This is a genomic window from Microbacterium sulfonylureivorans (genome assembly GCF_003999995.1).
Classification (GTDB): Bacteria; Actinomycetota; Actinomycetes; order Actinomycetales; family Microbacteriaceae; genus Microbacterium; species Microbacterium sulfonylureivorans.
In genome coordinates this window covers 157,898-182,040 of the sequence record NZ_RJAD01000002.1, presented here as the reverse complement: position 1 = coordinate 182,040, position 24,143 = coordinate 157,898, and the positions used below count along the sequence as shown (strand labels likewise).

Annotated in this window: 19 protein-coding genes and 1 tRNA gene; 3 read left to right on the top strand and 17 right to left on the bottom strand. The window is 70.1% G+C overall.

Annotated features, from left to right (window positions below; all coding sequences use genetic code 11):
* Positions 1 to 55 precede the first annotated feature (55 nt).
* On the top strand, positions 56 to 985 hold the full coding sequence (locus tag EER34_RS10360; protein WP_127474566.1) for a phosphotransferase: 930 nt from the start codon (positions 56 to 58) through the stop codon (positions 983 to 985).
* Here the strand turns inward: EER34_RS10360 and EER34_RS10355 are convergent.
* From EER34_RS10355 to EER34_RS10340, 4 genes are all read right to left on the bottom strand, one after another.
* Positions 925 to 1,770, bottom strand: coding sequence for a hypothetical protein (locus EER34_RS10355; RefSeq protein ID WP_127474564.1), 846 nt, complete (start codon positions 1,768 to 1,770; stop codon positions 925 to 927). The genes EER34_RS10360 and EER34_RS10355 overlap by 61 nt on opposite strands.
* Before the next feature lie 247 nt (positions 1,771 to 2,017).
* Positions 2,018 to 2,089, bottom strand: a tRNA-Gln gene (locus EER34_RS10350).
* 75 nt (positions 2,090 to 2,164) lie between these two features.
* Positions 2,165 to 3,679, bottom strand: coding sequence for a glutamate--tRNA ligase (gltX, locus tag EER34_RS10345; protein ID WP_127474563.1), 1,515 nt, complete (start codon positions 3,677 to 3,679; stop codon positions 2,165 to 2,167).
* A gap of 11 nt (positions 3,680 to 3,690) precedes the next feature.
* Positions 3,691 to 4,686 carry a LysR family transcriptional regulator gene (locus tag EER34_RS10340; protein ID WP_127474561.1) on the bottom strand — a complete coding sequence of 332 codons (996 nt, stop codon included), beginning with the start codon at positions 4,684 to 4,686 and terminating at the stop codon, positions 3,691 to 3,693.
* A gap of 136 nt (positions 4,687 to 4,822) precedes the next feature.
* On the opposite strand from EER34_RS10340, the gene EER34_RS10335 reads away from it, so the two are divergent.
* The gene (locus EER34_RS10335) at positions 4,823 to 5,839 is read left to right on the top strand and encodes an aminotransferase class V-fold PLP-dependent enzyme (RefSeq protein WP_240642345.1); all 1,017 of its coding nucleotides are present in this window, start codon (positions 4,823 to 4,825) and stop codon (positions 5,837 to 5,839) included.
* Positions 5,840 to 5,914: 75 nt separating this feature from the next.
* Here EER34_RS10335 and EER34_RS10330 read toward each other — a convergent pair whose 3' ends face one another.
* The 5 genes from EER34_RS10330 to EER34_RS10310 all read right to left on the bottom strand — a co-directional run bounded on the left by EER34_RS10330 (position 5,915) and on the right by EER34_RS10310 (position 12,032).
* Positions 5,915 to 7,177: an MFS transporter gene (locus EER34_RS10330; protein WP_127474557.1), complete on the bottom strand. Its 1,263-nt coding sequence runs from the start codon at positions 7,175 to 7,177 to the stop codon at positions 5,915 to 5,917.
* Positions 7,178 to 7,185: 8 nt separating this feature from the next.
* On the bottom strand, positions 7,186 to 7,953 hold the full coding sequence (locus EER34_RS10325; protein WP_127474555.1) for a fumarylacetoacetate hydrolase family protein: 768 nt from the start codon (positions 7,951 to 7,953) through the stop codon (positions 7,186 to 7,188).
* 242 nt (positions 7,954 to 8,195) lie between these two features.
* Positions 8,196 to 9,302, bottom strand: a complete 1,107-nt coding sequence (locus EER34_RS10320) for a branched-chain amino acid aminotransferase (RefSeq protein ID WP_127474553.1) — start codon at positions 9,300 to 9,302, stop codon at positions 8,196 to 8,198.
* Positions 9,303 to 9,382: 80 nt separating this feature from the next.
* On the bottom strand, positions 9,383 to 10,450 hold the full coding sequence (locus EER34_RS10315; RefSeq protein WP_127474551.1) for a 3-isopropylmalate dehydrogenase: 1,068 nt from the start codon (positions 10,448 to 10,450) through the stop codon (positions 9,383 to 9,385).
* A gap of 37 nt (positions 10,451 to 10,487) precedes the next feature.
* The gene (locus tag EER34_RS10310) at positions 10,488 to 12,032 is read right to left on the bottom strand and encodes an MFS transporter (RefSeq protein ID WP_127474549.1); all 1,545 of its coding nucleotides are present in this window, start codon (positions 12,030 to 12,032) and stop codon (positions 10,488 to 10,490) included.
* 75 nt (positions 12,033 to 12,107) lie between these two features.
* Here EER34_RS10310 and EER34_RS10305 point away from each other — a divergent pair, with 75 nt between their 5' ends.
* Positions 12,108 to 12,653, top strand: a complete 546-nt coding sequence (locus EER34_RS10305; protein WP_127474547.1) for a TetR/AcrR family transcriptional regulator — start codon at positions 12,108 to 12,110, stop codon at positions 12,651 to 12,653.
* Between the two features lie 30 nt (positions 12,654 to 12,683).
* On the opposite strand, the gene serA is transcribed toward EER34_RS10305, so the two are convergent.
* The 8 genes from serA to ilvD all read right to left on the bottom strand — a co-directional run bounded on the left by serA (position 12,684) and on the right by ilvD (position 24,139).
* Entirely contained in the window at positions 12,684 to 14,288 is a 1,605-nt protein-coding gene (gene serA, locus EER34_RS10300) for a phosphoglycerate dehydrogenase (RefSeq protein WP_127474545.1), read from the bottom strand.
* A gap of 136 nt (positions 14,289 to 14,424) precedes the next feature.
* On the bottom strand, positions 14,425 to 14,790 hold the full coding sequence (locus EER34_RS10295) for a bacitracin resistance protein (RefSeq protein ID WP_127474543.1): 366 nt from the start codon (positions 14,788 to 14,790) through the stop codon (positions 14,425 to 14,427).
* Entirely contained in the window at positions 14,787 to 15,332 is a 546-nt protein-coding gene (locus EER34_RS10290) for a DUF423 domain-containing protein (protein ID WP_127474541.1), read from the bottom strand. The genes EER34_RS10295 and EER34_RS10290 overlap by 4 nt, the downstream gene beginning before the upstream one ends.
* Positions 15,333 to 15,373: 41 nt before the next feature.
* The gene (locus EER34_RS10285) at positions 15,374 to 18,697 is read right to left on the bottom strand and encodes a lamin tail domain-containing metallophosphoesterase family protein (protein ID WP_127474539.1); all 3,324 of its coding nucleotides are present in this window, start codon (positions 18,695 to 18,697) and stop codon (positions 15,374 to 15,376) included.
* A 287-nt stretch (positions 18,698 to 18,984) separates the two neighbouring features.
* Complete coding sequence (gene ilvC / locus EER34_RS10280; protein WP_127474537.1) at positions 18,985 to 20,010, bottom strand: ketol-acid reductoisomerase; 1,026 nt, start codon at positions 20,008 to 20,010, stop codon at positions 18,985 to 18,987.
* Positions 20,011 to 20,070: 60 nt separating this feature from the next.
* Positions 20,071 to 20,580 (bottom strand): acetolactate synthase small subunit, encoded by a 510-nt coding sequence (gene ilvN / locus EER34_RS10275; protein ID WP_127474534.1) that lies wholly within the window; start codon positions 20,578 to 20,580, stop codon positions 20,071 to 20,073.
* Between the two features lie 4 nt (positions 20,581 to 20,584).
* Positions 20,585 to 22,387: an acetolactate synthase large subunit gene (locus EER34_RS10270; protein ID WP_127474532.1), complete on the bottom strand. Its 1,803-nt coding sequence runs from the start codon at positions 22,385 to 22,387 to the stop codon at positions 20,585 to 20,587.
* 45 nt (positions 22,388 to 22,432) lie between these two features.
* Positions 22,433 to 24,139, bottom strand: a complete 1,707-nt coding sequence (gene ilvD / locus EER34_RS10265) for a dihydroxy-acid dehydratase (protein ID WP_127474530.1) — start codon at positions 24,137 to 24,139, stop codon at positions 22,433 to 22,435.
* Positions 24,140 to 24,143 lie beyond the last annotated feature (4 nt).

Here is a 24,143-nt window from a genome sequence, read left to right as displayed (position 1 = left end):
AACACATAGCCACATAAAACAAGACTCCACCACATCGGCTCGATAGGGTCGGACGATGCCCGACAAACCGGCCGCCGAACTGGTCATCGACGAGGCGCTCGTGCGCAGGCTCGTCTGCGCGCAGGCGGTCCCCGCGATCGCGGATGCCGCCACCCTCCCGCTTCGCAAGGTCGCCGAGGGCTGGGACAGCGAGGTGTGGCGCCTCGGACCTCACCATGCCGTCCGACTCCCCCGCCGGGCACTCGCCGCGCCGCTCATCCGCAACGAGCACCGCGCGCTGCCGATCATCGCGCCGCGAGTCGAGGCGACCGGGGTCCGCGTTCCGCTGCCCGTCCTCGAGGGTGCGCCCGACGAGGGATATCCGTGGGCGTGGTCGGTCGTGCCGTGGATCGAAGGCTCACGCGGCATCGACGCGCCGCGCCCCGAGCGCGCAGGATGGGCGGCAGCGCTCGCCGCCGCGCTCGCCGCGCTTCACATCGAGGCGCCGGCCGACCACCCGGTGAACCCCGTCCGCGGACGTCCGCTCGCCACGCGGGCCGCCGCGTTCGACGATCGGCTTCGCGGTCTGATCGCGACCGGGCACGTCGACAGCGCCGACGCGTGCCGGCTCGGCGCCGCCTGGTCGGCGGGACTCGAGGCGCCGGCGTGGACCAGCCCGCCGGTCTGGATCCACGGCGACCTGCACCCGGGCAACCTCGTCGCCGCAGGCCCCGTCCTCCGCGGCATCATCGACTTCGGCGACGTGACCGCCGGCGACCCCGCGTACGACCTGGCCGTCGCGTGGCTGGCGTTCGACACAGCCGGGCGCACCGCGTTCATCGCGGCGACCGGGGCCACCTACGACGCCCCCACCTGGACGCGCGCGCACGCCTGGGCCGCCGCGATCGCGGTGACGCTGCTCGCGCACAGCGACGACAACCCCGACTACGCGGCGCTCGGAGCCGAATCCGTCCGGGAGGTCGTGGCTGCGGCATCCCCGGTCTGACCGCCCGGAGCGCTCACCCAGACGTCCACGCGCCCCTCGCGGCCCATGAATCGGATGACCGTCCCGACGGGGAGCGGAGTCTCGAGCTCGATCGACATTCCGTCGTACACGGTGAAATCGAGGATCGGGTCGAGCCCCGCGCCGCTGCATGTGGCGCTGAGGAACTGGCCCTCGTACGACAGCATGAGGCAGCGCGACTCGTCGACGGAGCGCGCCGTCCACACGTCGATGGCGTCGTATGCGTCGTGCGGCACGACGCTCCCGCCGTCGATTCCCCAGTAGTCGAGATTCTCGCGGAACCCATCGCCGCGCGCGCCGCTGTCGGGTGCGACCTCGAGCGTCGCGTCGGGAGGGACCTCCGAGTCGGTCTGCCACGCCAGCCCCACCGCGATGCCGGCGGCGACTCCCAGCACGGCGGCGACGCTCCAGAGCGGGATGCGCCGCCACCACGGACGCCGGCGCGAACCGGGCGGCGGCGACTCGGAGGCCGCGACCGACGGGTCCGGATCCGCAGCGGGCGGAGCGGATGCCTCGCCCTCCGGCGATCGATCGCCGGCAGCGTCGCGGCGGGGCGGGTCCTCTCCGAGCACGACAGCGATCGCCGGCGGTTCAACGGCGGGCCCGCCGTCGGAATCGACCGCTGCGACCCGCGCGAGCTCCTCGAGCTCGTGAAGACGCTGCTGGGCTACGGGATCGCGGTGGATGTCGGCATCCGGCCCGTAGGCGCGTCGGCGGAGGTCGTCGAGCTCCCTCGACCGCTCGGGCGTCAGCGACGGCGCGTCCATGCGCTCATTATCCCGCCGCTCGCGCCCAGCGGCTCGGGCTCGACCGCCGTCCCGGCAGGAATCGTCGCCATCGGGTTCGTGGTGGCCGCCGCGTGAGTCGTTCCAGCCGCAGAGCGAGGGCGCCGGCCGCCGTGTGATCCGACCGGAAGGGCGCGGGTCGGGGCGTTCGATTCTGCTTCGCCACCCGTCGGGCGAACTCTCGCCGGGGAAACGAAAAACCCCCGCTGAGCGGGGGTTTTCTCGTGTGCTGGGGTACCTGGACTCGAACCAAGAACAACGGAACCAGAAACCGCCGTGTTGCCAATTACACCATACCCCAAGGCGTTCGACCGAGGTCGTGCCGAAGATCAAGTCTAGACGACCGAAGCACCTACGCCAAACCGAGAAGGTCTCGTCAGCTCCGGTGGTCGACGAGCGCGCGGAGACGACGAATCGACTCGGGCTTGCCGAGCAGCTCCATCGACTCGAAGAGCGGCGGCGAGATGCGGCGGCCGCTCAGCGCGACCCGCAGCGGACCGTAGGCGACACGGGGCTTCAGACCGAGACCTTCGATCAAAGCCGCCGACAGGGCCTCCTGCACGGCGGCGGCGGTGAACTCGTCATCGGGCACGACCTCGAGCGCGCCGATCGAGGCCACGAGCACCTCTGCGGCGTTGGCCGGCAGGCTCGAGAGCGCGTCCTCGTCGTAGACGGCCTCGTCGCGGAACAGGAAGCCGAGGAGCCCGGGGGCCTCTCCGAGCAGCTGCATGCGCTCCTGCACCAGCGGCGCCGCGGCGTCGAGCGTCCGCTGCTGCTCGAGCGTCGGCGGATCCGTCACGAGGCCCGCGGCCTCGAGGTACGGCACCAGGCGCGCGGCGAAGTCGGCGGGCTCCAGCATCCGGACGTGGTCTCCGTTGATGGACTCGGCCTTCTTCTGATCGAAGCGCGCAGGGTTCGGATTGACGTCGACGATGTCGAACTCGGCGACCAGCTCGTCGAGCGAGAAGACGTCGCGGTCGGGGCCGATCGACCAGCCGAGGAGCGAAAGGTAGTTCAGCAGCCCCTCGTGGATGAACCCCTTGTCGCGCTGAAGGAACAGGTCGGCCTTGGGGTCTCGCTTGGAGAGCTTCTTGTTGCCGACCTCGCCCAGGACCAGCGGCATGTGCGCGAAGCGCGGGATGAACGTCGTCACACCGGCGTCCACGAGCGCGCGGTACAGCGCCAGCTGACGCGCGGTGGAGGGCATCAGGTCCTCGCCGCGGATGACGTGCGTGATCCCCATGAGAGCGTCGTCGACGGGATTCACGAACGGGTAGAGAGGCACGCCGCCGGCGCGCACCAGGACGAAGTCGGGGAACGAACCGGCGGGGAACGTCACCTCGCCGCGAATGAGGTCGACATACGTGAGGTCCTCGTCGGGCACACGAAGGCGCCAGGCGGGCTCGCGCCCCTCCGCCCGGAAAGCGGCCTTCTGCTCGTCGGTGAGATCGCGGTCGAAGTTGTCGTACCCGAGCTGCTTCGCGCGGCCGTTCGCGTCGTTGCGGGCGTCGATCTCCTCCGCCGTCGAGTAGCTCTCGTACACGGCTCCCGCATCGACGAGCTTGGCCAGCACCTCTCGGTAGAGGTCATGGCGCTGCGACTGCCGGTACGGCGCGTGGGGCCCGCCGACCTCGACGCCCTCGTCCCAGTCGATCTCGAGCCAGCGCAGCGCATCGAGCAGCTGGTGGTAGCTCTCCTCGCTGTCGCGCGCGGAGTCGGTGTCCTCGATGCGGAAGACGAGCTTGCCGCCGTTGTGGCGGGCGTACGCCCAGTTGAAGAGGACGGTGCGGATGAGACCCACGTGAGGGAGGCCGGTCGGCGACGGGCAGAATCGCACGCGCACGTCGGCGCCGGTCGCGGTGGTGGTGCGGGGATCGGGTGAGGAAGACATCGCCGCCCAGTCTAGTTGCGGGACGCCTGCCGCCTGAGGGGCTGCGCCTCGACGCCCGCATCGCCGGCGCGCGCCGCGGTCGCGTCGAGGAGCCTCACGATCGCCGCCATGGTGAGCCGTATGGCGGGCACCCGGTCGGCGCCGTGGGCGGTGACCACGTGGATCGTCCGGGCCTCTGCCGGAGGAAGGGGCAGCGTCACCACGCCGGGGAGCTGCGGGAAGGATGCCACGGCCATCCGCGGGAGCGTCGCCACGCCGATCCCCTGAGCGACAAGACCCTCGACCGCGACGAAGTTGTCGGTCTCGAATGCGATGTGCGGCGCGAACCCCGCACGCGCGCACAGCTCGAGGAGATGTCCGCGGCAGCGCGGGCACCCCGCGATCCACTTCTCCCCCGACAGCGCCGCGATGTCGACCTGGTCGTCCGCCGCCGCGGGGTGTCCGGCCGGCAGCACCGCCAAGAGATCGTCGGTGCCGACGGTCCGGACGGAAAGTCCGCGGGAGCTCGATCCATGAGGATCGTCGCGGTCGCCGGGGTAGCTGAACGTCAGCGCGATGTCGGCGCGGTCCTCGCGCACCGCCGCCACCGCCTCGGGCGGTTCGGCCTCGAGGTAGGTGACGGTGACTCCGGTGTGGTGCGCTTCCAGCTCGGCGAGCAGTCGAGGAACGACCGTGGGCGACGCGGACGGGAAGCCGACGAGCCGCACCCGCCCCGCGCGAAGGCCGCGCAGCTCGGCGAGTTCGCCGGCTGCGGCATCCAGGGCCGTCGTCACCGCCGGGGCGTGACGCGCCAGGATGCGGCCCGCCTCCGTGAGCCGGACGCTCCGGCCCACGCGCTCGACCAGCGGAACCCCGAGCCGCAGCTCGAGTCGCTTGAGCTGCTGGCTGATCGCGGGCTGGCTGTACCCCAGCGCGGCGGCCGCGCCGGTGATCGACCCTTCGTCGGCGATCGCCTTGACCACGCGCAGCGCCTGCGCGTCGATGTCGGGATCGTCGAAGACCGTCATGCGGCAAAGCATAACGCCGATGGATGATTCGCATGCGTCACCTCCCGTAGACGAATGCGATGCACTCGGCGAGGCTGGTCACGTGCCCGCTCCGACCATCCGCTCCGCCGCTCTCGCGGCCGCCCAGGCCGAGTTCATGGGCGGCCGCGGCTACCTCGCGGCGTGCACCGTCGGACTGCCGACGCGCGCCGTGCGCGCCGCCGTGATCGCCGATCTGGATGCCGCGGCCCAGGGCCGTCCCGATCCCCTCGCCTACACCGCATCCGTCGAGGCGAGCCGCCGACACTTCGCGACACTCGTGGGAGTGACGCCCGAGCGCATCGCGATCGGGTCGCAGGCATCGGTCGCAGCCGCTCTCGTCGCCGCGTCGCTCCCCCACGGCGCCGAGGTGCTCGTGGCGGACGGCGACTTCTCCTCGATCGTGCTCCCGTTCGTGCATTCCGGTCGCGAGCTGCAGGTGCGCACGGCGCCGATCTCGCAGCTGGCCTCAGCGGTGCGGGCCGGCACCGCGCTGGTCGTGTTCTCCCTCGTGCAGTCCGCCACCGGCGAGGTCGCCGACGCGGACGCGATCCTCGCGGCAGCGGCCGCACACGGCGCTCGAACCTTCTGCGACGCGACACAGGCCGTCGGATGGATGCCGGTCGAGGCATCCCGATTCGACGCCGTCGTCTGTCATGCGTACAAGTGGCTGTGCGCGCCGCGAGGCGTCTCGTTCCTCACGGTGTCCCCGCGGCTCGCCGACGACATGCCGGCGCTCTTCGCCGGATGGTACGCCGGTGCGGATCCTTGGACCTCGTGCTACGGCGGCGCGGTCGACCTCGCGCCCGACGCGACGAGGTTCGACGTCTCGCCCGCGTGGCAGGCGTTCGTCGGCGCCGAGCCTGCGCTCGCACTCTTCGCGTCGCTCGACCCCGCCGCACTCCATCGCCATGCGACCGGGCTGGCCCGGCGGTTCCGCGAGGGACTCGGCCTCGATGCCCCCGACCGCGAGAGTGCGATCGTCACATGGACCGACCCCGAGGCGGCCGACCTCGGCAGGCTCACGGACGCCGGCATCGTGGCGTCCGGCCGCGCCGGGCGCGCGCGCGTGGCCTTCCACATCTTCAACGACGACGAGGACGTCGAGATCGCCCTGGCTGCGGTCGGCCGCTAGAGCCGCCGACCGGCGACGACGATCGCCGCGAGTCGCACGAACGACGCGGAGCAGGGCTCGCCCGTCTCGGACCAGTCAGCCGCCGACCGCGTCCGCGACCGGTCTCGGCGCCCGGCCGAACGGCGCCAGCAGCACGGTGGCGATCACGGCAACACCGACCACCAGGGCGAGCCCGCCGTAGCCGATCCACGACAGCACCAGTCCGGCCAGGATCGCACCGGTCGCCCCCACCAGGCTCATGACGAGGTCGCTGAGCCCCTGCCGGCGTGTGCGCTGAGCCTCGGAGGACGCCTCGGTGAGCAGCGTCGAGCCGGAGACGGTCGTCGCGCTCCAGCCGAGACCGAGGAGGACGAGGGCCACGGTCACGGACGTGGTGGACTCGGCCCCGAACGACGCCGTCACGAGCGCGGCCACGAGCAGCACCTGTCCGATCATGATCGTCGGGATGCGGCCGACCCGGTCGGCGAGGATGCCGAACACCGGCGAAAGCGCGAACATGCCGGCGACATGCAGGCTGATCGTCAGCCCGATGATCGACAGCGATGCGCCGTGATGGAGCAGATGCACGGGCGTCATCGCCATGACCGACACCATGACGCCGTGCGCTGCGGCGACGGCGAAGATCGCGTACCGCGCGACTCTGGGCTGATCCGCTTTCGCGATGCGCGGTTCGCTCGAACGCGCCTCCGAGGCGACGACCCGCTGCGCGAGCTTCAGCGGGTCGGGGCGCAGCGCGATCAGATACAGCGCGATGGCGAGCAGCTGAGCCACGACCGCGATGAGATACGGACCGGTGAGGGGCGGCATGCCGGCCGCCTGGCCGAGTGCTTCGCCGGGCCCGGTGAGGTTCGGGCCGAGCACCGCCCCGATCGTCGTCGCCCAGACCACGAGCGACAGATCGCGTCCGCGGGTGGCGTCGGTCGCGAGGTCGGCCGCCGCGAAGCGCGTCTGCAGATTGGCTGCCTGGCCGGCGCCGATCAGCCCGAAGCTGGTGAGGAGGAGCGGGAACGAGGCCAGAGACACGGCGAACACGACCATCACGACGCCGATCAATGCCACGGCCATGCCCGTGGAGAGGGCCGGGCGCCGCCCTCGACGCCGCGCGAATGCCGCCATCGGCACCGCGAACGCGGCAGTGCCGAGCGTGATCGCGGCCGTGGCGAGCCCCGCGAACGCCTCGTCGCCGGAGACCTCGGCGGCGAGCACCGCGCCGAGCGACAGGGTCGCGCCGAACGCCAGCCCCCCGAGGATCTGGCCGAGCGAGAGCACCCACACGGTGCGCCGCTGCGCGGACGCGATGCGATCGGGCCCGAGTGCGGCATCCGTCGTGTCGGCCATGGGCGTGCTCAGGCGTCGCGGGCGGTGTTGCGCAGGATGCCGAGACCCGTGATCTCGACCTCGACGGTGTCGCCCGCCGAGATCTGGCCGACGCCCGCCGGCGTTCCGGTGAGGATCACGTCGCCGGGGAGAAGCGTGAAGGCGGCCGACGCGTGCTCGATCACCTCGGCGAGGGAGAAGATCATGTCGCTGATGGGTCCCTGCTGACGCACCTCGCCGTTGAGTCGCGTCGTGATCACCGCGGGACCGTCGACGTCGAAGTCGGTCTCGATCGCGGGCCCGAGCGGGCACGATGCGTCGAAGCCCTTGGCGCGCGCCCATTGCCCGTCGGACTTCTGCCAGTCGCGGGCGGTGAGATCGTTGGCGATCGTGTAGCCGAACACGTAGTCGAGGGCGTTCTCGGCGGACACGTTCTTCGCGATGCGGCCGATCACCGCTGCGAGCTCGCCCTCGAAGCTGATGAAGTCGGAACCCTTGGGGAGCACGACGGCGTCGCCGGGGCCGACCACCGAGGTGTTCGGCTTGAAGAAGAGCATCGGCGACGTCGGCACGTCGTTGCCGAGCTCGGCCGCGTGGTCGCGATAGTTGCGACCGACGGCCACGACCTTCGAGCGCGGGATGACGGGCGCCAGAAGCGCCACGTCGGCGAGCGGCACGCGCTCGCCCGTGGTGTCGTACCCCGCGAACATCGGGTCGCCTTCGAGGACGACGAGCTCGCCCTCGTCGACGATTCCGAATCTGATGGCGTCGTTGTGGCTGAAGCGTGCGATTCTCACCGGATCAGCCTAGCCACGGCCTCCGACGGGCGCGCGTCAGCAAGCTGCGGTGAGTGGGGCAGAGCTCCACAAGGCGCGCGCGTGGGTGCCATGCCGTCCGGTCGCCGTGTCCCACTTCGTGCCGGAATACGCGGCGCGAACCGGCCTCAAATGGGACACGAACCGGTCGAAGTGGGACACGTAGCGGTCGAAGTGGGACACGAAAGCGGGCCAGGAGGGCCGCAGACCTGGCGGCGATCGCGTCAGCCGTCGAGACGCACGAGCCAGCCGTGCTTGTCCTCGCGACGGCCGTACTGGATGTCGGTGAGCTCCTCGCGCAGCGACAGGGCGAGCTCGCCGATGGGCTGCTCGTCGACGAAGTCCTTGCCCTTGAGCAGGCCGATCGGCGTCACGACCGCCGCCGTGCCGCACGCGAACACCTCGACGATGTCGCCGGATGCCACGCCCCGACGCCACTCGTCGAACGAGACCGCGCGGCCCTCGACCTTGTGGCCGCGGTCCCTCGCGAGCTGCAGGATCGAGTCCCGCGTGATCCCCTCCAGGATCGACGGGGACTCCGGGGTCACGATCGTGCCGTCCTTGTAGACGAACACCACGTTCATGCCGCCGAGCTCCTCGACGTTGCGATCCTGATCGAGGAAGACGACCTGATCGCACTCGTGCTCGTAGGCCTCGGACTGGGGAAGCAGCGACGCGGCGTAGTTGCCGCCCGTCTTCGCCGCGCCCGTGCCGCCCTTGCCGGCCCGCGCGTAGTCCTCGCTCAGCCAGATCGACACCGGCTTCACGCCACCCTTGAAATAAGCGCCGGCCGGCGATGCGATGACGTAGTAGCCCACCTTGTGCGCGGGCCTCACGCCGAGGAACGCCTCCTTGGCGAACATGAACGGACGCAGGTACAGGCTCTGGTCGTCACCCGACGGCACCCACGCCCCGTCGATCGCGACGAGCTCGCGCAGCGACTGGATGAAGTACGGCACCGGCAGCTCGGGCAGGGCAAGGCGCCGCGCCGAGCGCTGCAGGCGACGACCGTTCTGGTCGGGCCGGAACGTGTGGATCGAGCCGTCGGCATGACGGTAGGCCTTGATGCCCTCGAAGATCTCCTGGCCGTAGTGCAGGACGGCGGCCGCGGGGTCGAGCGACAGCGGGCCGTACGGCTGCACGCGGGGGCGATGCCACCCTGCGCCGACCGACCAGCAGATGTCGACCATGTGGTCGGTGAAACTCGTGCCGAACCCGGGGTTGGCGAGGATCTCGTCGCGCTGGGCGTCGGTCTTCGCCTGCAGGTTGCGGCTGACGGCGAACTCGAGCGGGGCGAGTCCGGTGTCGGGGTCTGTGTCGATGAGCGTCATGACGGGCCTGTGCTTTCGTGCGGAGCGTTCCGCTGCGTGGTGACGGTGCTGTCCGGTGTCAGAGTGCGTGCGGGTCCAGATTACGCCTGGAGCCGCGCGGCGATGGCGTCGCCGATCTGCGCCGTCGTGCGGGATGCCGCGCCCCGGCCTGCGATGTCCGCCTCGACCGCGCGGGTGACGGCGTCGGATTCCGCCTGCAGCCCGAGGTGGTCGAGCAGCAGCGCGGTGGAGAGGATCGCGGCCGTGGGATCGGCCTTCTGCTGACCCGCGATGTCGGGCGCCGAACCGTGGACGGGCTCGAACATCGAGGGGAACGCGCCGTCGGGGTTGATGTTGCCCGAAGCGGCGAGGCCGATGCCACCGGTGACGGCGCCGGCCAGGTCCGTGAGGATGTCTCCGAAGAGGTTGTCGGTGACGATCACGTCGAATCGGCCCGGGTTCGTGACCAGGAAGATGGTTGCCGCGTCGACGTGCAGGTAGTCTACGGCCACGTCGGGGTGCTCGGCGGACACCACGTCGACGATGCGCTTCCAGATGCCGCCCGCGTGGACGAGCACGTTGGTCTTGTGCACGAGCGTGACCTTCTTGCCGCGTCGCTCGGCGAGGTCGAACGCGTAGCGCACGACGCGCTCGACGCCGAAGGCGGTGTTGACCGACGTCTCGTTCGCGACCTCGTGAGGTGTGCCGCGCCGGATCGAGCCGCCGTTGCCGACGTAGGGGCCCTCTGTGCCCTCGCGCACGACCACGAAGTCGATGTCTCCGGGTTCGGAGAGCGGGCCCGGAACACCCGGGTACAGCTTCGACGGACGCAGGTTGACGTAGTGGTCGAGCTCGAACCGCAGCTTCAGCAGCAGTCCGCGCTCGATGTTGGCGTCTGCGAGGCGCGGGTCGCCCGGCACTCCCCCGACGGCGCCCAGCAGGATCGCGTCGTGCGCCTTGATGTCATCGAGGTCGGCATCCGTCAGCGTCTCGCCCGTGTCGAGGAACCGGCCCGCGCCCAGCGAGAAGCGGGTCTTCTCGAAGCGGATGCCGCTCCCCGCCGTCGCGGCGTCGAGCACCTTCTCGGCTTCGGCGATCACCTCGGGTCCGATGCCGTCACCGGGGATGACGGCGAGCTTCACGACACCTGAATCCTGCACGCGCGGCATTGCTCTCCTTGCCTGGCGCCCGGCGGGGCCTCCGTGCTCAGTGCTCGGACGCGGACGCGGTTCTCTCCAGGGTAGTGGCCGCGATCACGGCAGCGATCACGATGAGTCCGGCGCCGATGAGCGCGGTGACGCCGACCCCCGCGTCGAACGCGTGGGCCGCGGCATCCCGAAGCTGCTCGGCCATTGCGGGATCGAGCCCCTCCGCGGCCGCGACGGCGCCCGCGAGCGTCTCGCGCGACGCGTCGGCGGCGCCGGCCGGCAGACCTGCCGGAAGCACGAGACTCCCCCGGTAGAGCGCAGTCAGCAGACCGCCGAGCACGGCGGTGCCGAGCACCGCGCCGAGCTCGTACGCCGTCTCCGAGACGGCGCTCGCGGCACCCGCCTTCTCGGGCGGCGCACTCGACAGGATGAGCTCGTTCGACACCGTCTCGGCCATGCCGATGCCGACGCCGAGCGCCGCGAAGGCGACGACGAGCACCCAGATGCGCCCGCTCTCGGCCGTGAGGGCGATAGTCACGTAGGCGAGCACCGACACGGCCAGCGCCGACGGCACGATGATGCGCGACGAGAACCGCTTGGCGAGCGGCACGACGAGCAGCCCGGCCGCGATCATCGCGACAAGCCCAGGCACGAGGGCGAGCCCGGCCTGCATCGGCGAGAGCCCGGCGATGAGCTGCAGGTGCTGTGCGACGAAGAACAGGAAGCCGACCAGCGCGATCACGCTGAGCAGATTGACGAGGATCGCGCCGCTGAACGACCCGCGGCGGAACAGGGCCATGTCGAGCATCGGGGTCTCGAGACGGAGCTGGCGGCGCACGAACAGCACGGCGAACAGCACGCCCACGCCGAAGAGGACCGGTGCGGGGCTCGAGAGTCCGTGGACGGCGAGCTCCTTGATCGCGTAGACGATCGGCACGAGAGCCAGCAGCGACAGCAGGATGCTGAGCGGGTCGATGCGGCCGGGGTTCGGGTCGCGGCTCTCGGGCACGAGCAGCGGCACGAGGATCAGCAGGGGCACGAGCACGGGCACGGCCATGAGGAACACGGAGCCCCACGAGAAGTGCTCGAGCAGGATGCCGCCGACGACGGGGCCGAGGGCGGCGCCCGCCGAGAACCCGGCGGCCCAGATCGCGATGGCGAGGCGGCGCTGGTCGCGGTTCGTGAAGACGGTCCGCAGGAGCGACAGTGTCGACGGCATGAGCATGGCGCCGAAGACGCCCATCCCGGCGCGCGCGGCGATGAGCAGGGCAGCCGTGGGCGCGAACGCCGCGAGTGCGGAGACGAGGCCGAAGCCGGTGGCGCCGATGAGCAGCATCCGCCGGCGTCCGAACCGGTCGCCGAGCACGCCCATCGTCACGAGCAGGCTCGCGAGCACGAGCGGATAGGCGTCGATGATCCACAGCTGCTGCGCGCTCGTCGGTTCGAGGTCGAGCGCGATCGCCGGGAGCGCGAAGCTCAGCACCGTGTTGTCGACGGAGACGAGCAGCACCGGCAGCATCAGCACGACGAGCGCAAGCCAGCCGCGCCATCCGACGCGCTCGCCGATGTCGGCGGACGTGCGCGGGAGCGTTGCGGTGGTCATTTCATCCTCAGTTTCTTTACCGTCCAGCCGGTATAGTATCAGGATGTCGCGACATCCGTCGATAGCATCGACCCCATGAGCCGCCCTCCTCTCGCCCGTGAGAAGGTGCTCGATGCCTTCGAGGCGATCCTCATCGACGACGGCGAGCGCTCCGCCACGATGGACGCCACCGCACGAGCCGCCGGCGTCTCGAAGGGCGGCCTGCTGTACCACTTCGGCTCGAAGGAGGCGCTCGAGGCTGCCCTCCTCGAGCGGCTCCACACGCTGGTCGCCGACGACGTCGACGCGATGGCGGCATCGCCCGACGGCCCGATCGACTACTTCCTGCGCACATCCGTCATGCAGAACGATCCCATCGACCGTGCCATCCTCGCCGCCTCGCGCCTCGCGCAGGGCGGCAGCGCTCCGGCCCGCGAGGCGCTCCGCGGCATCCGCGATCAGTGGGCGGGCGTGCTGCGCGCACACACGAAAGACGCGACGGCGCTCGATCTCGTGATGCTCGTGAGCGACGGCCTGTACTTCAACAACGCCCTCGAGGGCGGGTCGATCCCCGGCCCAGTCCCCCGCGGCACGGCCATGGACGCCCTGATCGCGATGGTCGAGCGCGCCGCGAAGGACTGAGTCAGGACGCCGAGACCCCCCGGCCGCGACTCAGGACTCGGTGATCTCGATCTGGCGGAAGAGATCGGCCTGGATGTCTGACCGCACCTCGTCGAGCAGCTCGTCGGCGACCGGCGAATCGACCGTGAGCACCGAGAGCGCCTGGCCACCGGCCTCGCGGCGCGCGATCTGCATGCCGGCGATGTTGATGCCCGCCTCGCCGAACTTCTGGCCGTAGACGGCCACGATGCCGGGACGGTCGGTGTAGACCATGACGACGTGGTGCTTCTCGATCGGCAGCTCGATCGCGTAGTCGTTGATGCCGACGAGCTTCTCGATCTGCTTCGTGCCGGTGAGCGTGCCGGAGACCGACAGCTGCGACCCGTCCGACAGGGCGCCGCGCAGCGTGATGAGGTTGCGGTACTCGGGGCTGTCGTCGTCGACCAGGAGTCGAACCTCGACGCCGCGCTGCTCGGCGAGGAGCGGCGCGTTGACGTACGACACCGTCTCGCTGACGATGTTCGTGAACACTCCCTTGAGCGCTGCGAGCTTGAGCACGCTGACGTCGTAGTCGTTGAGCTCGCCGTGCACCTCGACGTCGAGACTCGTCAGCGGCGAGTGAGCGAGAGCGGCGAAGATCTGGCCGAGCTTCTCGACGAGCGGGATGCCGGGACGCACGTAGGGGTCGATGATGCCGCCCGCGACGTTCACCGCGTCGGGGACGAGCTCGCCGCCGAGCGCGAGGCGCACGGAGCGGGCGACCGAGACGCCGGCCTTCTCCTGAGCCTCCTCGGTGGAGGCGCCGAGGTGCGGCGTGACGACGACGTTCGGCAGGTCGAGCAGGGCGCGGGCCGTGCCGCCGTCGGCGGGCGGCTCGCTCGTGAAGACGTCGAGGCCGGCGCCGGCGATCTCACCCGCCGTGAGGGCGGCGTGGAGCGCCTCCTCGTCGATGAGGCCACCGCGGGCGACGTTCACGACGAACGCGCTCGGCTTCATGATCCTGAACTGCTCGGCACCGATCATGCCGGTCGTCTCGGGCGTCTTGGGCATGTGGATCGTGACGAAGTCGCTCTGCTCGAGCAGCTCGTCGAGGCTGAGCAGCTGCACGCCGAGCTGCTGCGCGCGGGCGCTCGTGACATAGGGGTCGTACGCGACGACGCGCATGTCGAAGCCCTGGAGGCGCGCGGCGATCAGGGCGCCGATGCGGCCGAGTCCGATGATGCCGACCGTCTTCTCGAAGAGCTCGGTGCCGGTGTAGGAGCTGCGCTTCCACTGTCCCTGCGCGAGCGACGCGTGAGCGGCCGGGATGCGGCGGGCCAGGCTCAGGATGTGGCCGACGGTGAGCTCGGCCGCGGAGATGATGTTCGACGTCGGGGCGTTGACGACCATGACACCCGCCGTCGTGGCCGTCTTGATGTCGACGTTGTCGAGCCCCACGCCGGCACGGGCCACGACCTTGAGCGCGGGCGCGGAGGCGATCGCCTCGGCGTCGATCTTCGTCGCCGAGCGGATGAGCACCGCATGGGCGTCGGCGAGGGCCGAAAGCAGCGCGGGGCGGTCGGTGCCGTCGACGTTGCGCACGTCGAAATCGGGACCCAGGGCATCGATCGTGGCGGGAGAGAGTTCTTCGGCGATCAGGACGACGGGCTTCGACACGAAAGCGGATCCTTTGGAGCGTGGGCGCAGGCAGCGACAGGCAAGAGGTGGATGCTGCGCCACACGCCATCGGGGCGCAATCACGTCACACTCTATCCGCTCGCGCCGTGGGCTCCCCGTCGTGTGACGGAGCGGGTCAGCCCAGGAGGGACGCTCCGTACACGGCGGCGTACGCGATCACGTTGAGCCAGAACACCGCGACCACGCAGAGTCCGGTGAACAGCACGAGCGCGAACTGCCACGCTCGGCGCCGCCAGCCGAGAGCGAACGCGACGCCGAACGCGAGCAGCGGGAAGACCACGGCGAGAAGCAGCACGAACCAGCCGTACCCGTTGAGACCCAGCGGCCCGGTCGCCTGTGAGACGAGGAACGCCAGCGCATTCCACAGGGCGTACGCGTAGAAGAGGCCGAACACGACGGAGATCGCGACGACGACCCAGGTCGGCGTGCGCCGCGGCGCGGAGGACTCGGATGCTGCGGCATCCGTCGTGACATCGCTCATCGGCCGATCGCCCCCACCATGATGAACGGCCACGGGATGAGGAACAGCACTCCCCCGATGAGCCAGAGGAATCGCACCCACTTCTTGGAGCCCGTCGTGAGTAGGTACACCGATCCGAACCAGACGATCGGCGCGAGGATGGCGAGCCACAGGCTGACCTGGTACGCGACCGATGCGACGAGGAACTGCGCCGCGTCCTGCAGACGGAGCCCCCCGATCAGCCAGCCGACCGCGTAGAGCACGGAGAAGCCGCCCAGGACTCCGAGAGAGATCAGCTCGACGTTCCCCATGGGCTCGCGTGGAGCCGGCCCCTGCGCGTCGGACTCCAGGGAGCCTCGCGGGTCGACCGGCGCCTCGACGTCCTCACCCTCCGGCGAGTCGAGCGTCTTGCTTCCCTTGCCGACGGCGCTCCATCCTTCGGGGAGCGGCGCAGCGGCGCCGGTCTGGTTCACCGCCTCCGTGGTCTCGGCGGCGCCGACGTCGAGCGTCGGGTCGTCGTCACCGTCCCAGGTGAGGGCATCGTCGTCGCGTCCGGCTGGCACGTGATCAGCGTAGCGGTGCGCCCGGCGAGCGATCGACGGACTCAGCCCGACACGTACACCCCTTCTGTGAGCACCGCCTTGTCGTACTGGAAGGCGATCTCGACCCCGAAGTCGTCGTCGGCGGCGGTGTACCGGTTCTGCAGCCCGGCGTCGAGCACGTTCCACGGCCGGGCGTTCGTCGCACTCGTCTCGCGGCCGTTCTCGGGCACGAACTGCTCGTAGTCGTACGGGAACGACGCGTGCGCGCCGAGATTCGACGAGAACGTGTCCACGGCGATCCGGCCGGCGGCGAGATCGAACTGCAGAAGCCTCTGGAAGCCGGTCGACCGCTCCCCCGAGTGCGTGCGGAACTCCTGGTAATCGGCGACCAGCTCGACCACCGTGTGCCCCTCGATTCCACCGGCGTCCTCGGTCACGATGCGGCCGAGACCATGGAAGTGCCCTGACAGCACTGCGATCACGTTGCGGTTCGGCGCCACGACCCGCGCCCACAGCTCGCCGCCGCGCGAGGTCCACCTCGACCCGATGGAGCGGCCGACCGGGCTGTCGAGGGCCGCCGGTGTCACGTGCTCGTGCGTCGAGACGACGACGTTGTGACCGGGATGCCGCGCCACCACATCCTCTGCCCACGCGAGCTCGCGCTCGCCGAACGCGTACGGCAGCGACAGCATCAGGAATCGCGATCCCGAGCGCTCAAACGTCGAGTAGTTCGCACTGTTGTCACCCGGAGCGATCGACTCGCCGTACCAGGGCGCGTCGGCGTAGCGTTCGGGGCCGAAATAGATGTTGAACAGCTCGTTCGTGATCCCGCGCTTGTTGTCGTGGTTGCCCGGCAGCACGCTGTTGGGCATCCCCGCGTCATCGAGCCTGCCCTGGATCTCGGAGGCGATACCGAACTCGCGCCGCGCGCGCGGCTCGGTCTGATCGGGATCCACCCAGTTCTGCACGAGGTCGCCCGTGTGGGTCGCGAAGGCGATCTTTCGCACGTCGCGGTTGGCGAGGATCCAGCCGACGGCCTCGGCGTACACGTCGGGATAGGCCTCGGTCAGGTACTGCGTGTCGGTGATGTGGCTGATCGCGAAGTCGTAGTCGTCCGGATCCGCGAACGCCCCGTCGGGTTCTTCGGCCAGCGCGGACGCGGTCCGCGGCACGCTCTGCACGAGGACCTCCGCACGTCCGCCCGGCCGTTCCCCGTCCGCCAGAGCCCCCGTGAGGGTCAGGACCCCGTCGGATGTGGGCCCGGCCGCGGTGTCGAGAGCGCGCCATGATCCGGATGCCTCATTCCACACCGACAGGCTCAGCTCGGTCCGGCCGACAGCGCGTCCTCGCCAGGTCACCCTCGATGCGTCGGCGGGAATGTCGACGGTCATCCGCACGTAGGGGTGGTCGTACCCGTCGTCCTCGGCGCGCAGCGCGCTCAGGTCGCGGGCGTTCACGCGGCGCTCGCCGGTGCCCGTGCGCCCGACCAGCGGGCCGCCACCACTGGTCCCGGCATGGGCCTCGACGATCGACGCCGACTGCGCTCCGCCGGCGAGCGCATCGGATGCCGCGACCTCGTCGTCACGCGACCGCAGCGCCTCGACCCGCGCGTCGAGCCGCTCCGCCGCGATCGTCGTGAGCTCGGCCGGAGCGAGCCAGGGCCGCTCGTCCAGCGTTCCCGGCGTCGCCGCCGCGGTCACGTAGTCGTCGATATCGACACCCGAGAACCTCACCCGCTGGTAGGTCTCGCCCACGAGCCGATCCGGTGCGAAGGTCGACAGCGACAGGCCGTTGGAGCATGCGCTGTGGCGCTCCAGACTGTGGTCCATCTCGTTGGCGTGATAGGCGCCGACGCTGTCGACCTTGTTACCGTCGGCGTCCTCGATCCACACCCCCGCGCCGAGGAAGTCGAGCGGCTCGGCGAACAGGACTTCCGCGTCCCGCGCGGCAGCGGTCCCTTCGAGCGCCGCGACCCACGTCCGCCCAGGAGCGATGCTGCTTCCCTCGGCGACCGTCGCGAGGGTGTCGGTGTCGCGGAACCCGTCGGTGCGGCATCCGATGATCTTCCACCCGCCGATTTCGACGGTCGTCGATCCGTAGTTGCCCAACTCGACGAAGTGGTGCCGGTCATAGCCGTCGGGTACCGGACGGATGTCGGGATCCACCGCGAATTCGCTGATCGCGACATCCGTCCAGGCTTCGACCGAGAGCGCGCCCGCGGGAGCGGCGTCCGCGATCGCGTTGGCTCGGCCTGGGGTGCGGGCGGCGACCGAGAACACGCCGGTGCGCGGGTGCCGCTGCCAGCTCTCCCCTGTGCGGTAGTCGAGGGTCGAGGCGAGCTTCTCGTCTCCGGTCTGACAGGCCGTGTCGAAGTGGTTCGAGACGGTGAGACCGTCGACCCGCACTCCGTCGGCCGTCGTGAGGAGTACACCGGACGTCGTGTCCGCGAGCGACGTCGCGGTCGAGGCATCCGCTGTCCTCTCCCCCGCGCGCGGCAAGAAGCCGGGGCCGCCGACGACGAGGCGCTCGCCTGCGGTCAGGACTGTCCCGCCGGCGAGCGTCGCCTGCAGGGTGTCGGCGTCGAGCACCCCCGCCGCCGTGCAGCGGTACAGCCGCCAGCCGCTCATGTCGACATCACCGGCGCCCGCGTTGCGGAGCTCGACGAAATCGTCCGCCGAGCCGGCCGGACCCGCCGGGGCGACCTCGTCGATGCGCACCCTGCCGACGGATGCCGACTCGGGCCTCGCCGCATCGGCGATGCCGCGCGTCGCCGGCGCGCGCACGAAGTCGGCGCGCGAGTGCCCGGTCGAGGCGACGCGCTGCCAGCTCTCGTCGAGGCCCGCCGCGAGAGTGTTCGGCAGGTTGCCGTGCGCGCTGCACTCGGTCGTCATCGGCGTCGGGGTGCTCGGGTAGACGGCGACGGCATCGATGAGCCGGCCGTCGGGGTCCTCGAGGAACAGACCGTATCCGGTCGACGTGAACGGGTTCGAGAAGACCGCGTCGGGGACGCCGCCGGATGCGAGCGCGACGCCGACGCGACCGGCCGTGAAGATCTCGCCGGGAGCGAGCACCACTCCTGACAGCTCGGCCTCGGCAGCGCCCCGCTTGGCCCGGAGGCCGGTCGCGCCGCAGCGGTAGATCCCCCAGCCCGAGAGGTCTACGACGCTGTCGGAGATGTTCTTCAGCTCGAAGAAGCTGTCGGCCGTCGATCGTGACGACGACGCCGCGATCTCGTTGATGACGACGGCGGGAGCCGCCACCGGCGCGGGGAGCGCGTACGCCGAGGGATCGGCGCGCGCCGGTGCCGAGGCGACCGGAGAGACGACTGTCGCGAGGGCGACCATGAGGACGAGGGCGGAACGGGCGGCGACGACAGTGCGGTCCACGCGCCGAGCGTCGCGTGCCGGGGTGAACGGACCGGGTCACCGTCCTGCGTGTCGCGTGAACGGGAGAGGACCGGGCGGAGGCATCCCACGACATGCCTCGACGATCCGCCGCATCGGTACCCGTTTCCGCGCGGACGGAGGGACCGAACGATATCCGGACGCACGAAGGGCCGCCCCTTCGTAGGGGGCGGCCCACATCGTGCCGGGTGGAGGATGCTCCACCGTGCACAGGTCCGAGGGCTCGCGCGCTCCGATCCGAAGTCGGCGCGAGCCCTCGAAGATCAGGATCAGCGCGCGGCGGAACCCTCGACGTAGTCCTCGTCCTGCTGCTTCCAGGCGAACAGTCCGCGCAGCTCCTTGCCGACCTCTTCGATCGGGTGCTGGGCGCCCTTCTCGCGGAGGGCGTAGAACTCGGGAGCGCCGGCGTCCTGGTCGGCGATGAAGCGCTCGGCGAACGCGCCGGACTGGATGTCGGAGAGAACGGCCTGCATGTTCTCCTTCACGTGCGGGTCGATGACGCGGGGGCCCGACACGTAGTCGCCGTACTCGGCGGTGTCGGAGACCGACCAGCGCTGCTTTGCGATGCCGCCCTCCCACATGAGGTCGACGATGAGCTTGAGCTCGTGGAGCACCTCGAAGTAGGCGATCTGCGGCTGGTAGCCCGCCTCGGTCAGAGTCTCGAAGCCGTACTGGACGAGCTGCGAGACACCGCCGCACAGCACGGCCTGCTCGCCGAACAGGTCGGTCTCGGTCTCTTCCGTGAAAGTGGTCTTGATGACCCCGGCGCGCGTGCCTCCGATGGCCTTGGCGTACGACTTCGCGAGGTCCCACGCGGTGCCCGAGGCATCCTGCTCCACCGCGATGATGTCGGGGATGCCACGACCCGCGACGTACTCGCGGCGCACCGTGTGGCCGGGGGCCTTCGGGGCGACGAGGATCACGTCGACGCCCTCGGGCGCCTGGATGTAGCCGAAGCGGATGTTGAAGCCGTGCGCGAAGGCGAGCGTCTTGCCCGGGACGAGCTTGTCCTTGATCGAGTCGTTGTAGATCGACCGCTGGTGCTGGTCGGGCGCGAGGATCATGATGACGTCGGCCCATTCGGCGGCGTCGGCGACGCTCTTGACGTCGAAGCCCTCGTCCTGGGCCTTCTCGATCGACTTCGAGCCGTCCTTGAGCGCGATGACGACCTCGACGCCCGAGTCGCGCAGGTTCTGCGCGTGCGCATGGCCCTGCGAGCCGTAGCCGACGATCGCGACCTTCTTGCCCTGGATCAGCGACAGGTCGGCGTCGGCGTCGTAGAAGAGTTCAGCCATGGGGGTGTGTCTCCTTGTGTATCTGGTTCGTGATGGTCTGAAGAGAGCGGATGCCGCGGCTCAGCCGCGCAGGACGCGCTCGGTGATGCTCTTGCCGCCGCGGCCGATGGCGAGCAGGCCGGACTGCGCGAGCTCCTTGATGCCGAACGGCTCGAGAGCGCGCAGGAAGGCCTCGACCTTGCCCTTGTCGCCCGTCACCTCGACGACGAGGGCGTCGGTGGCGTAGTCGACGATCGAGCCGCGGAAGAGGCTCACGACCTCCAGCACGTTCGAGCGGGTCTGGTTGTCGGCGCGGACCTTGACGAGCATGTGCTCGCGCTGCACCGACGAGGCCATGTCGAGCTCGACGATCTTGATGACGTTGACGAGCTTGTTGAGCTGCTTCGTCACCTGCTCGAGCGGCAGTTCGTCGACGTCGACGACGACGGTGATGCGCGAGAGCCCGGGGACCTCGGTGACGCCCACCGCGAGCGATTCGATGTTGAAGCCGCGGCGGGCGAAGAGCCCGGCGACACGGGTCAGCAGACCCGGCTTGTCCTCGACGAGGAGGCTCAGCACGTGAGTGGTCATGGCGTCAGTCCTCCTGCTCGAAGGCGGGTGCGTGATCGCGCGCGTACTGGACGTAGCTGTTGCTCACGCCCTGCGGCACCATCGGCCAGACCATCGCATCGGCGCTCACGACGAAGTCGATCACCACGGGGCGGTCGTTCGTGTCGAGGGCGAGCTGCACCGCGGCATCCACGTCCTCCTCCTTCTCGACGCGGATCGCGAGGCACCCGTACGCCTCGGCCAGCTTGACGAAGTCGGGGATGCGCACCGTGCCGTGGCCGGTGTTGAGGTTGGTGTGCGAGTAGCGGCCGTCGTAGAACAGCGTCTGCCACTGGCGCACCATGCCGAGCGACGAGTTGTTGATGATCGCGACCTTGATCGGGATGTTGTTGATCGCGCAGGTCGCGAGCTCCTGGTTGGTCATCTGGAAGCATCCGTCGCCGTCGATCGCCCACACCTGACGGTCGGGCTCTGCCACCTTGGCGCCCATGGCCGCGGGAACCGAGTAGCCCATCGTCCCGGCGCCGCCGGAGTTGAGCCACGCGTTGGGCCGCTCGTACTTGATGAACTGCGCCGCCCACATCTGGTGCTGTCCGACGCCGGCGGCGTAGATGCCCTCCGGTCCGGTCAGCTCGCCGATGCGCTGGATCACGTACTGCGGCGACATCAGCCCGTCGCTCGGCTGCGTGTAGCCGAGCGGGAACTCGTCGCGCAGGCCGTCGAGGAACGACCACCATTCGGCGATGTCGGGAGCGGATGTCTGCGCCACCGCACGGAAGGCGGCGTCGAGGTCGACGAGCACGTCCTTGAGGTCGCCCACGATCGGCACGTCCGCGGTGCGGATCTTCGAGATCTCGGCGGGGTCGATGTCGACGTGGACCACCTGCGCGTTGGGCGCGAACAGGGCCGCCTTGCCGGTGACGCGGTCGTCGAATCGGGCACCGAGCGACACCAGGAGATCGGCCTCCTGCAGCGCGAGGACCGCGGGCACCGTGCCGTGCATGCCGGGCATGCCGAGGTGCTGCTGGTGCGAGTCGGGGAATGCGCCCCGGGCCATGAGCGTGGTGACGACCGGAGCGCCGGTCGACTCGGCGAGAGTCAGCAGCTCGGCCGACGCCTGCGAGCGGATGACGCCGCCGCCGACGTAGAGCACGGGCTTCTTGGCCTCGGCGATGAGCTGCGCCGCCGCCTGGATCTGCTTGCCGTGGGCCTTCGTCACCGGCCGGTAGCCGGGCAGGTCGATCTTCGGCGGCCACAGGAAGGGCGCCTCGGCCTGCTGCGCGTCCTTGGTGATGTCGACGAGCACGGGGCCGGGGCGGCCCGTGCCGGCGATCTCGAACGCCGCAGCGATGGCGCCGGGGATCTCGGAGGCGTCCTTCACGAGGAAGGAGTGCTTCGTGATCGGCATCGTGATGCCGACGATGTCGGCCTCCTGGAAGGCGTCCGTTCCCATGAGGTTGGAGAAGACCTGCCCGGTGATGCAGACGATCGGGACCGAGTCCATGTAGGCGTCGGCGATCGCGGTCACGAGGTTGGTCGCGCCGGGACCGGACGTCGCGATGGCGACGCCGATCTTGTTCGACGCGGCCGCGTAGCCCTCGGCCGCGTGGCCGGCGCCCTGCTCGTGGCGCACGAGGATGTGGCGCAGCTCGGTGCTGTCCATCAGCGGGTCGTAGACGGGGAGGATCGCGCCGCCCGGCAGCCCGAAGACGTCGGTGACGCCGAGCAGCTCGAGCGAACGGACGACCGCCTGTGCGCCCGTGAGCACGGGCGCGGTGGCGGTGCGAGCGGGTGGCCGTGGGACGGCCGCAGCGGTTTCGGCGGGCATGGTGATGTTCCTCGGATCAGTCGGAGGGGATGTCGGTAGCCGTGCTCAACCCGTGGTCGCGCCCTCCGCAGCGGAGCGCACGAGACGGGAGTACTTGGCAAGGACGCCACGGGTATAGCGCGGGGGAAGCGGCTCCCAGCCAGAGCGGCGGGAGTCGAGCTCTGCATCGTCGACGAGTAGGTCGAGAGTGCGAGCCGCGATATCGACCCGTATCAGATCACCATCGCGCACGAAGGCGATGGGACCAGCGTCCACCGCTTCGGGTGCTATGTGGCCGATGCACAGGCCGGTTGTGCCGCCTGAGAATCTGCCGTCCGTCAAGAGTAGTACATCTTTTCCGAGCCCCGCGCCCTTGATGGCGGCGGTGATCGCGAGCATCTCGCGCATGCCCGGGCCGCCCTTGGGGCCCTCGTAGCGGATGACGACGACGTCGCCCGCGGCGATCTCGCCGGCCTCGAGCGCGTCCATGGCCGCGCGCTCGCGCTCGAAGACGCGGGCCGGGCCTTCGAACACGTCGGCGTCGAATCCCGCCGACTTGACGACCGCACCCTCGGGCGCGATCGATCCATGCAGGATCGTGATTCCGCCCTTCGCGTGGATCGGGTCGTCGAAGGAGTGGATCACGGTGCCGTCGACCGGGTCGGGGTCCAGATCGGCCAGGTTCTCGGCGAGCGTCTTGCCCGTGACGGTCAGCGCGTCGCCGTGAAGGAGGCCCTCGTCGAGCATCGCCTTCATGATGACGGGGATGCCGCCGTGACGGTCGACGTCGTTCATGACGTACTTGCCGAACGGCTTCATGTCGGCCACGTGCGGCACCTTGTCGCCGATGCGGTTGAAGTCGTGGAGGCTGAGCTCGACGTCGGCCTCACGAGCGATCGCGAGGAGGTGGAGCACGACGTTGGTCGAGCCGCCGAGCGCCATCGCGAGGGCGATCGCGTTCTCGAACGCCTCCTTGGTGAGGATGTCGCGGGTCGTGATGCCCTGGCGCAGCAGGTTGACGACCGCCTCTCCGGAGCGGTGCGCGAAGTAGTCGCGGCGGCGATCCGCCGACGGCGGCGCGGCGGACCCGGGAAGGCTGAGTCCGAGAGCCTCGGCGACCGAGGCCATCGTGTTGGCGGTGTACATGCCGCCGCACGCGCCTTCGCCCGGGGCGATCGCGCATTCGATGCGCTTGAGGTCGGCCTCGCTCATCTTGCCCGCGAGGCACGCGCCCACGGCCTCGAACGAGTCGATGATCGTGACGTCCTTCTCGGTGCCGTCGCTGAGCTTCACCCAGCCCGGCGCGATCGATCCGGCGTACAGGAACACGCTCGACAGGTCGAGGCGGGCAGACGCCATGAGCATGCCGGGGATCGACTTGTCGCAGCCTGCGAGCAGCACCGAGCCGTCGAGGCGCTCGGCCATGATGACGGTCTCGACCGAGTCGGCGATGACCTCGCGCGAGACGAGCGAGAAGTGCATGCCCTCGTGGCCCATCGAGATGCCGTCCGAGACGGAGATGGTGCCGAACTGCAGCGGATAGCCGCCGCCGGCGTGCACGCCCTCCTTGGCGCCCTGGGCGAGACGGTCGAGGCTCAGGTTGCAGGGGGTGATCTCGTTCCAGCTCGACGCGATGCCGATCTGCGGCTTGTCCCAGTCCTCGTCGCCCATGCCGACCGCGCGGAGCATTCCGCGCGAGGTCGTCGCTTCGATGCCGTCTGTCACCACGCGGCTGCGGGGCTTGATGTCGATGGAGTTGTCAGGCTGGGGCATGGTG

Coding starts and splice junctions, on each gene's coding strand:
- ilvC (WP_127474537.1), bottom strand. CDS start 20,010: ATGGCTGAACTCTTCTACGACGCCGACGCCGACCTGTCGCTGATCCAG.
- EER34_RS10295 (WP_127474543.1), bottom strand. CDS start 14,790: ATGAGCGATGTCACGACGGATGCCGCAGCATCCGAGTCCTCCGCGCCG.
- EER34_RS10310 (WP_127474549.1), bottom strand. CDS start 12,032: ATGACCACCGCAACGCTCCCGCGCACGTCCGCCGACATCGGCGAGCGC.
- EER34_RS10315 (WP_127474551.1), bottom strand. CDS start 10,450: ATGCCGCGCGTGCAGGATTCAGGTGTCGTGAAGCTCGCCGTCATCCCC.
- EER34_RS10270 (WP_127474532.1), bottom strand. CDS start 22,387: ATGCCCGCCGAAACCGCTGCGGCCGTCCCACGGCCACCCGCTCGCACC.
- ilvD (WP_127474530.1), bottom strand. CDS start 24,139: ATGCCCCAGCCTGACAACTCCATCGACATCAAGCCCCGCAGCCGCGTG.
- EER34_RS10335 (WP_240642345.1), top strand. CDS start 4,823: ATGGGCGGCCGCGGCTACCTCGCGGCGTGCACCGTCGGACTGCCGACG.
- ilvN (WP_127474534.1), bottom strand. CDS start 20,580: ATGACCACTCACGTGCTGAGCCTCCTCGTCGAGGACAAGCCGGGTCTG.
- EER34_RS10360 (WP_127474566.1), top strand. CDS start 56: ATGCCCGACAAACCGGCCGCCGAACTGGTCATCGACGAGGCGCTCGTG.
- EER34_RS10340 (WP_127474561.1), bottom strand. CDS start 4,686: ATGACGGTCTTCGACGATCCCGACATCGACGCGCAGGCGCTGCGCGTG.
- EER34_RS10330 (WP_127474557.1), bottom strand. CDS start 7,177: ATGGCCGACACGACGGATGCCGCACTCGGGCCCGATCGCATCGCGTCC.
- EER34_RS10305 (WP_127474547.1), top strand. CDS start 12,108: ATGAGCCGCCCTCCTCTCGCCCGTGAGAAGGTGCTCGATGCCTTCGAG.
- EER34_RS10320 (WP_127474553.1), bottom strand. CDS start 9,302: ATGACGCTCATCGACACAGACCCCGACACCGGACTCGCCCCGCTCGAG.
- gltX (WP_127474563.1), bottom strand. CDS start 3,679: ATGTCTTCCTCACCCGATCCCCGCACCACCACCGCGACCGGCGCCGAC.
- EER34_RS10355 (WP_127474564.1), bottom strand. CDS start 1,770: ATGGACGCGCCGTCGCTGACGCCCGAGCGGTCGAGGGAGCTCGACGAC.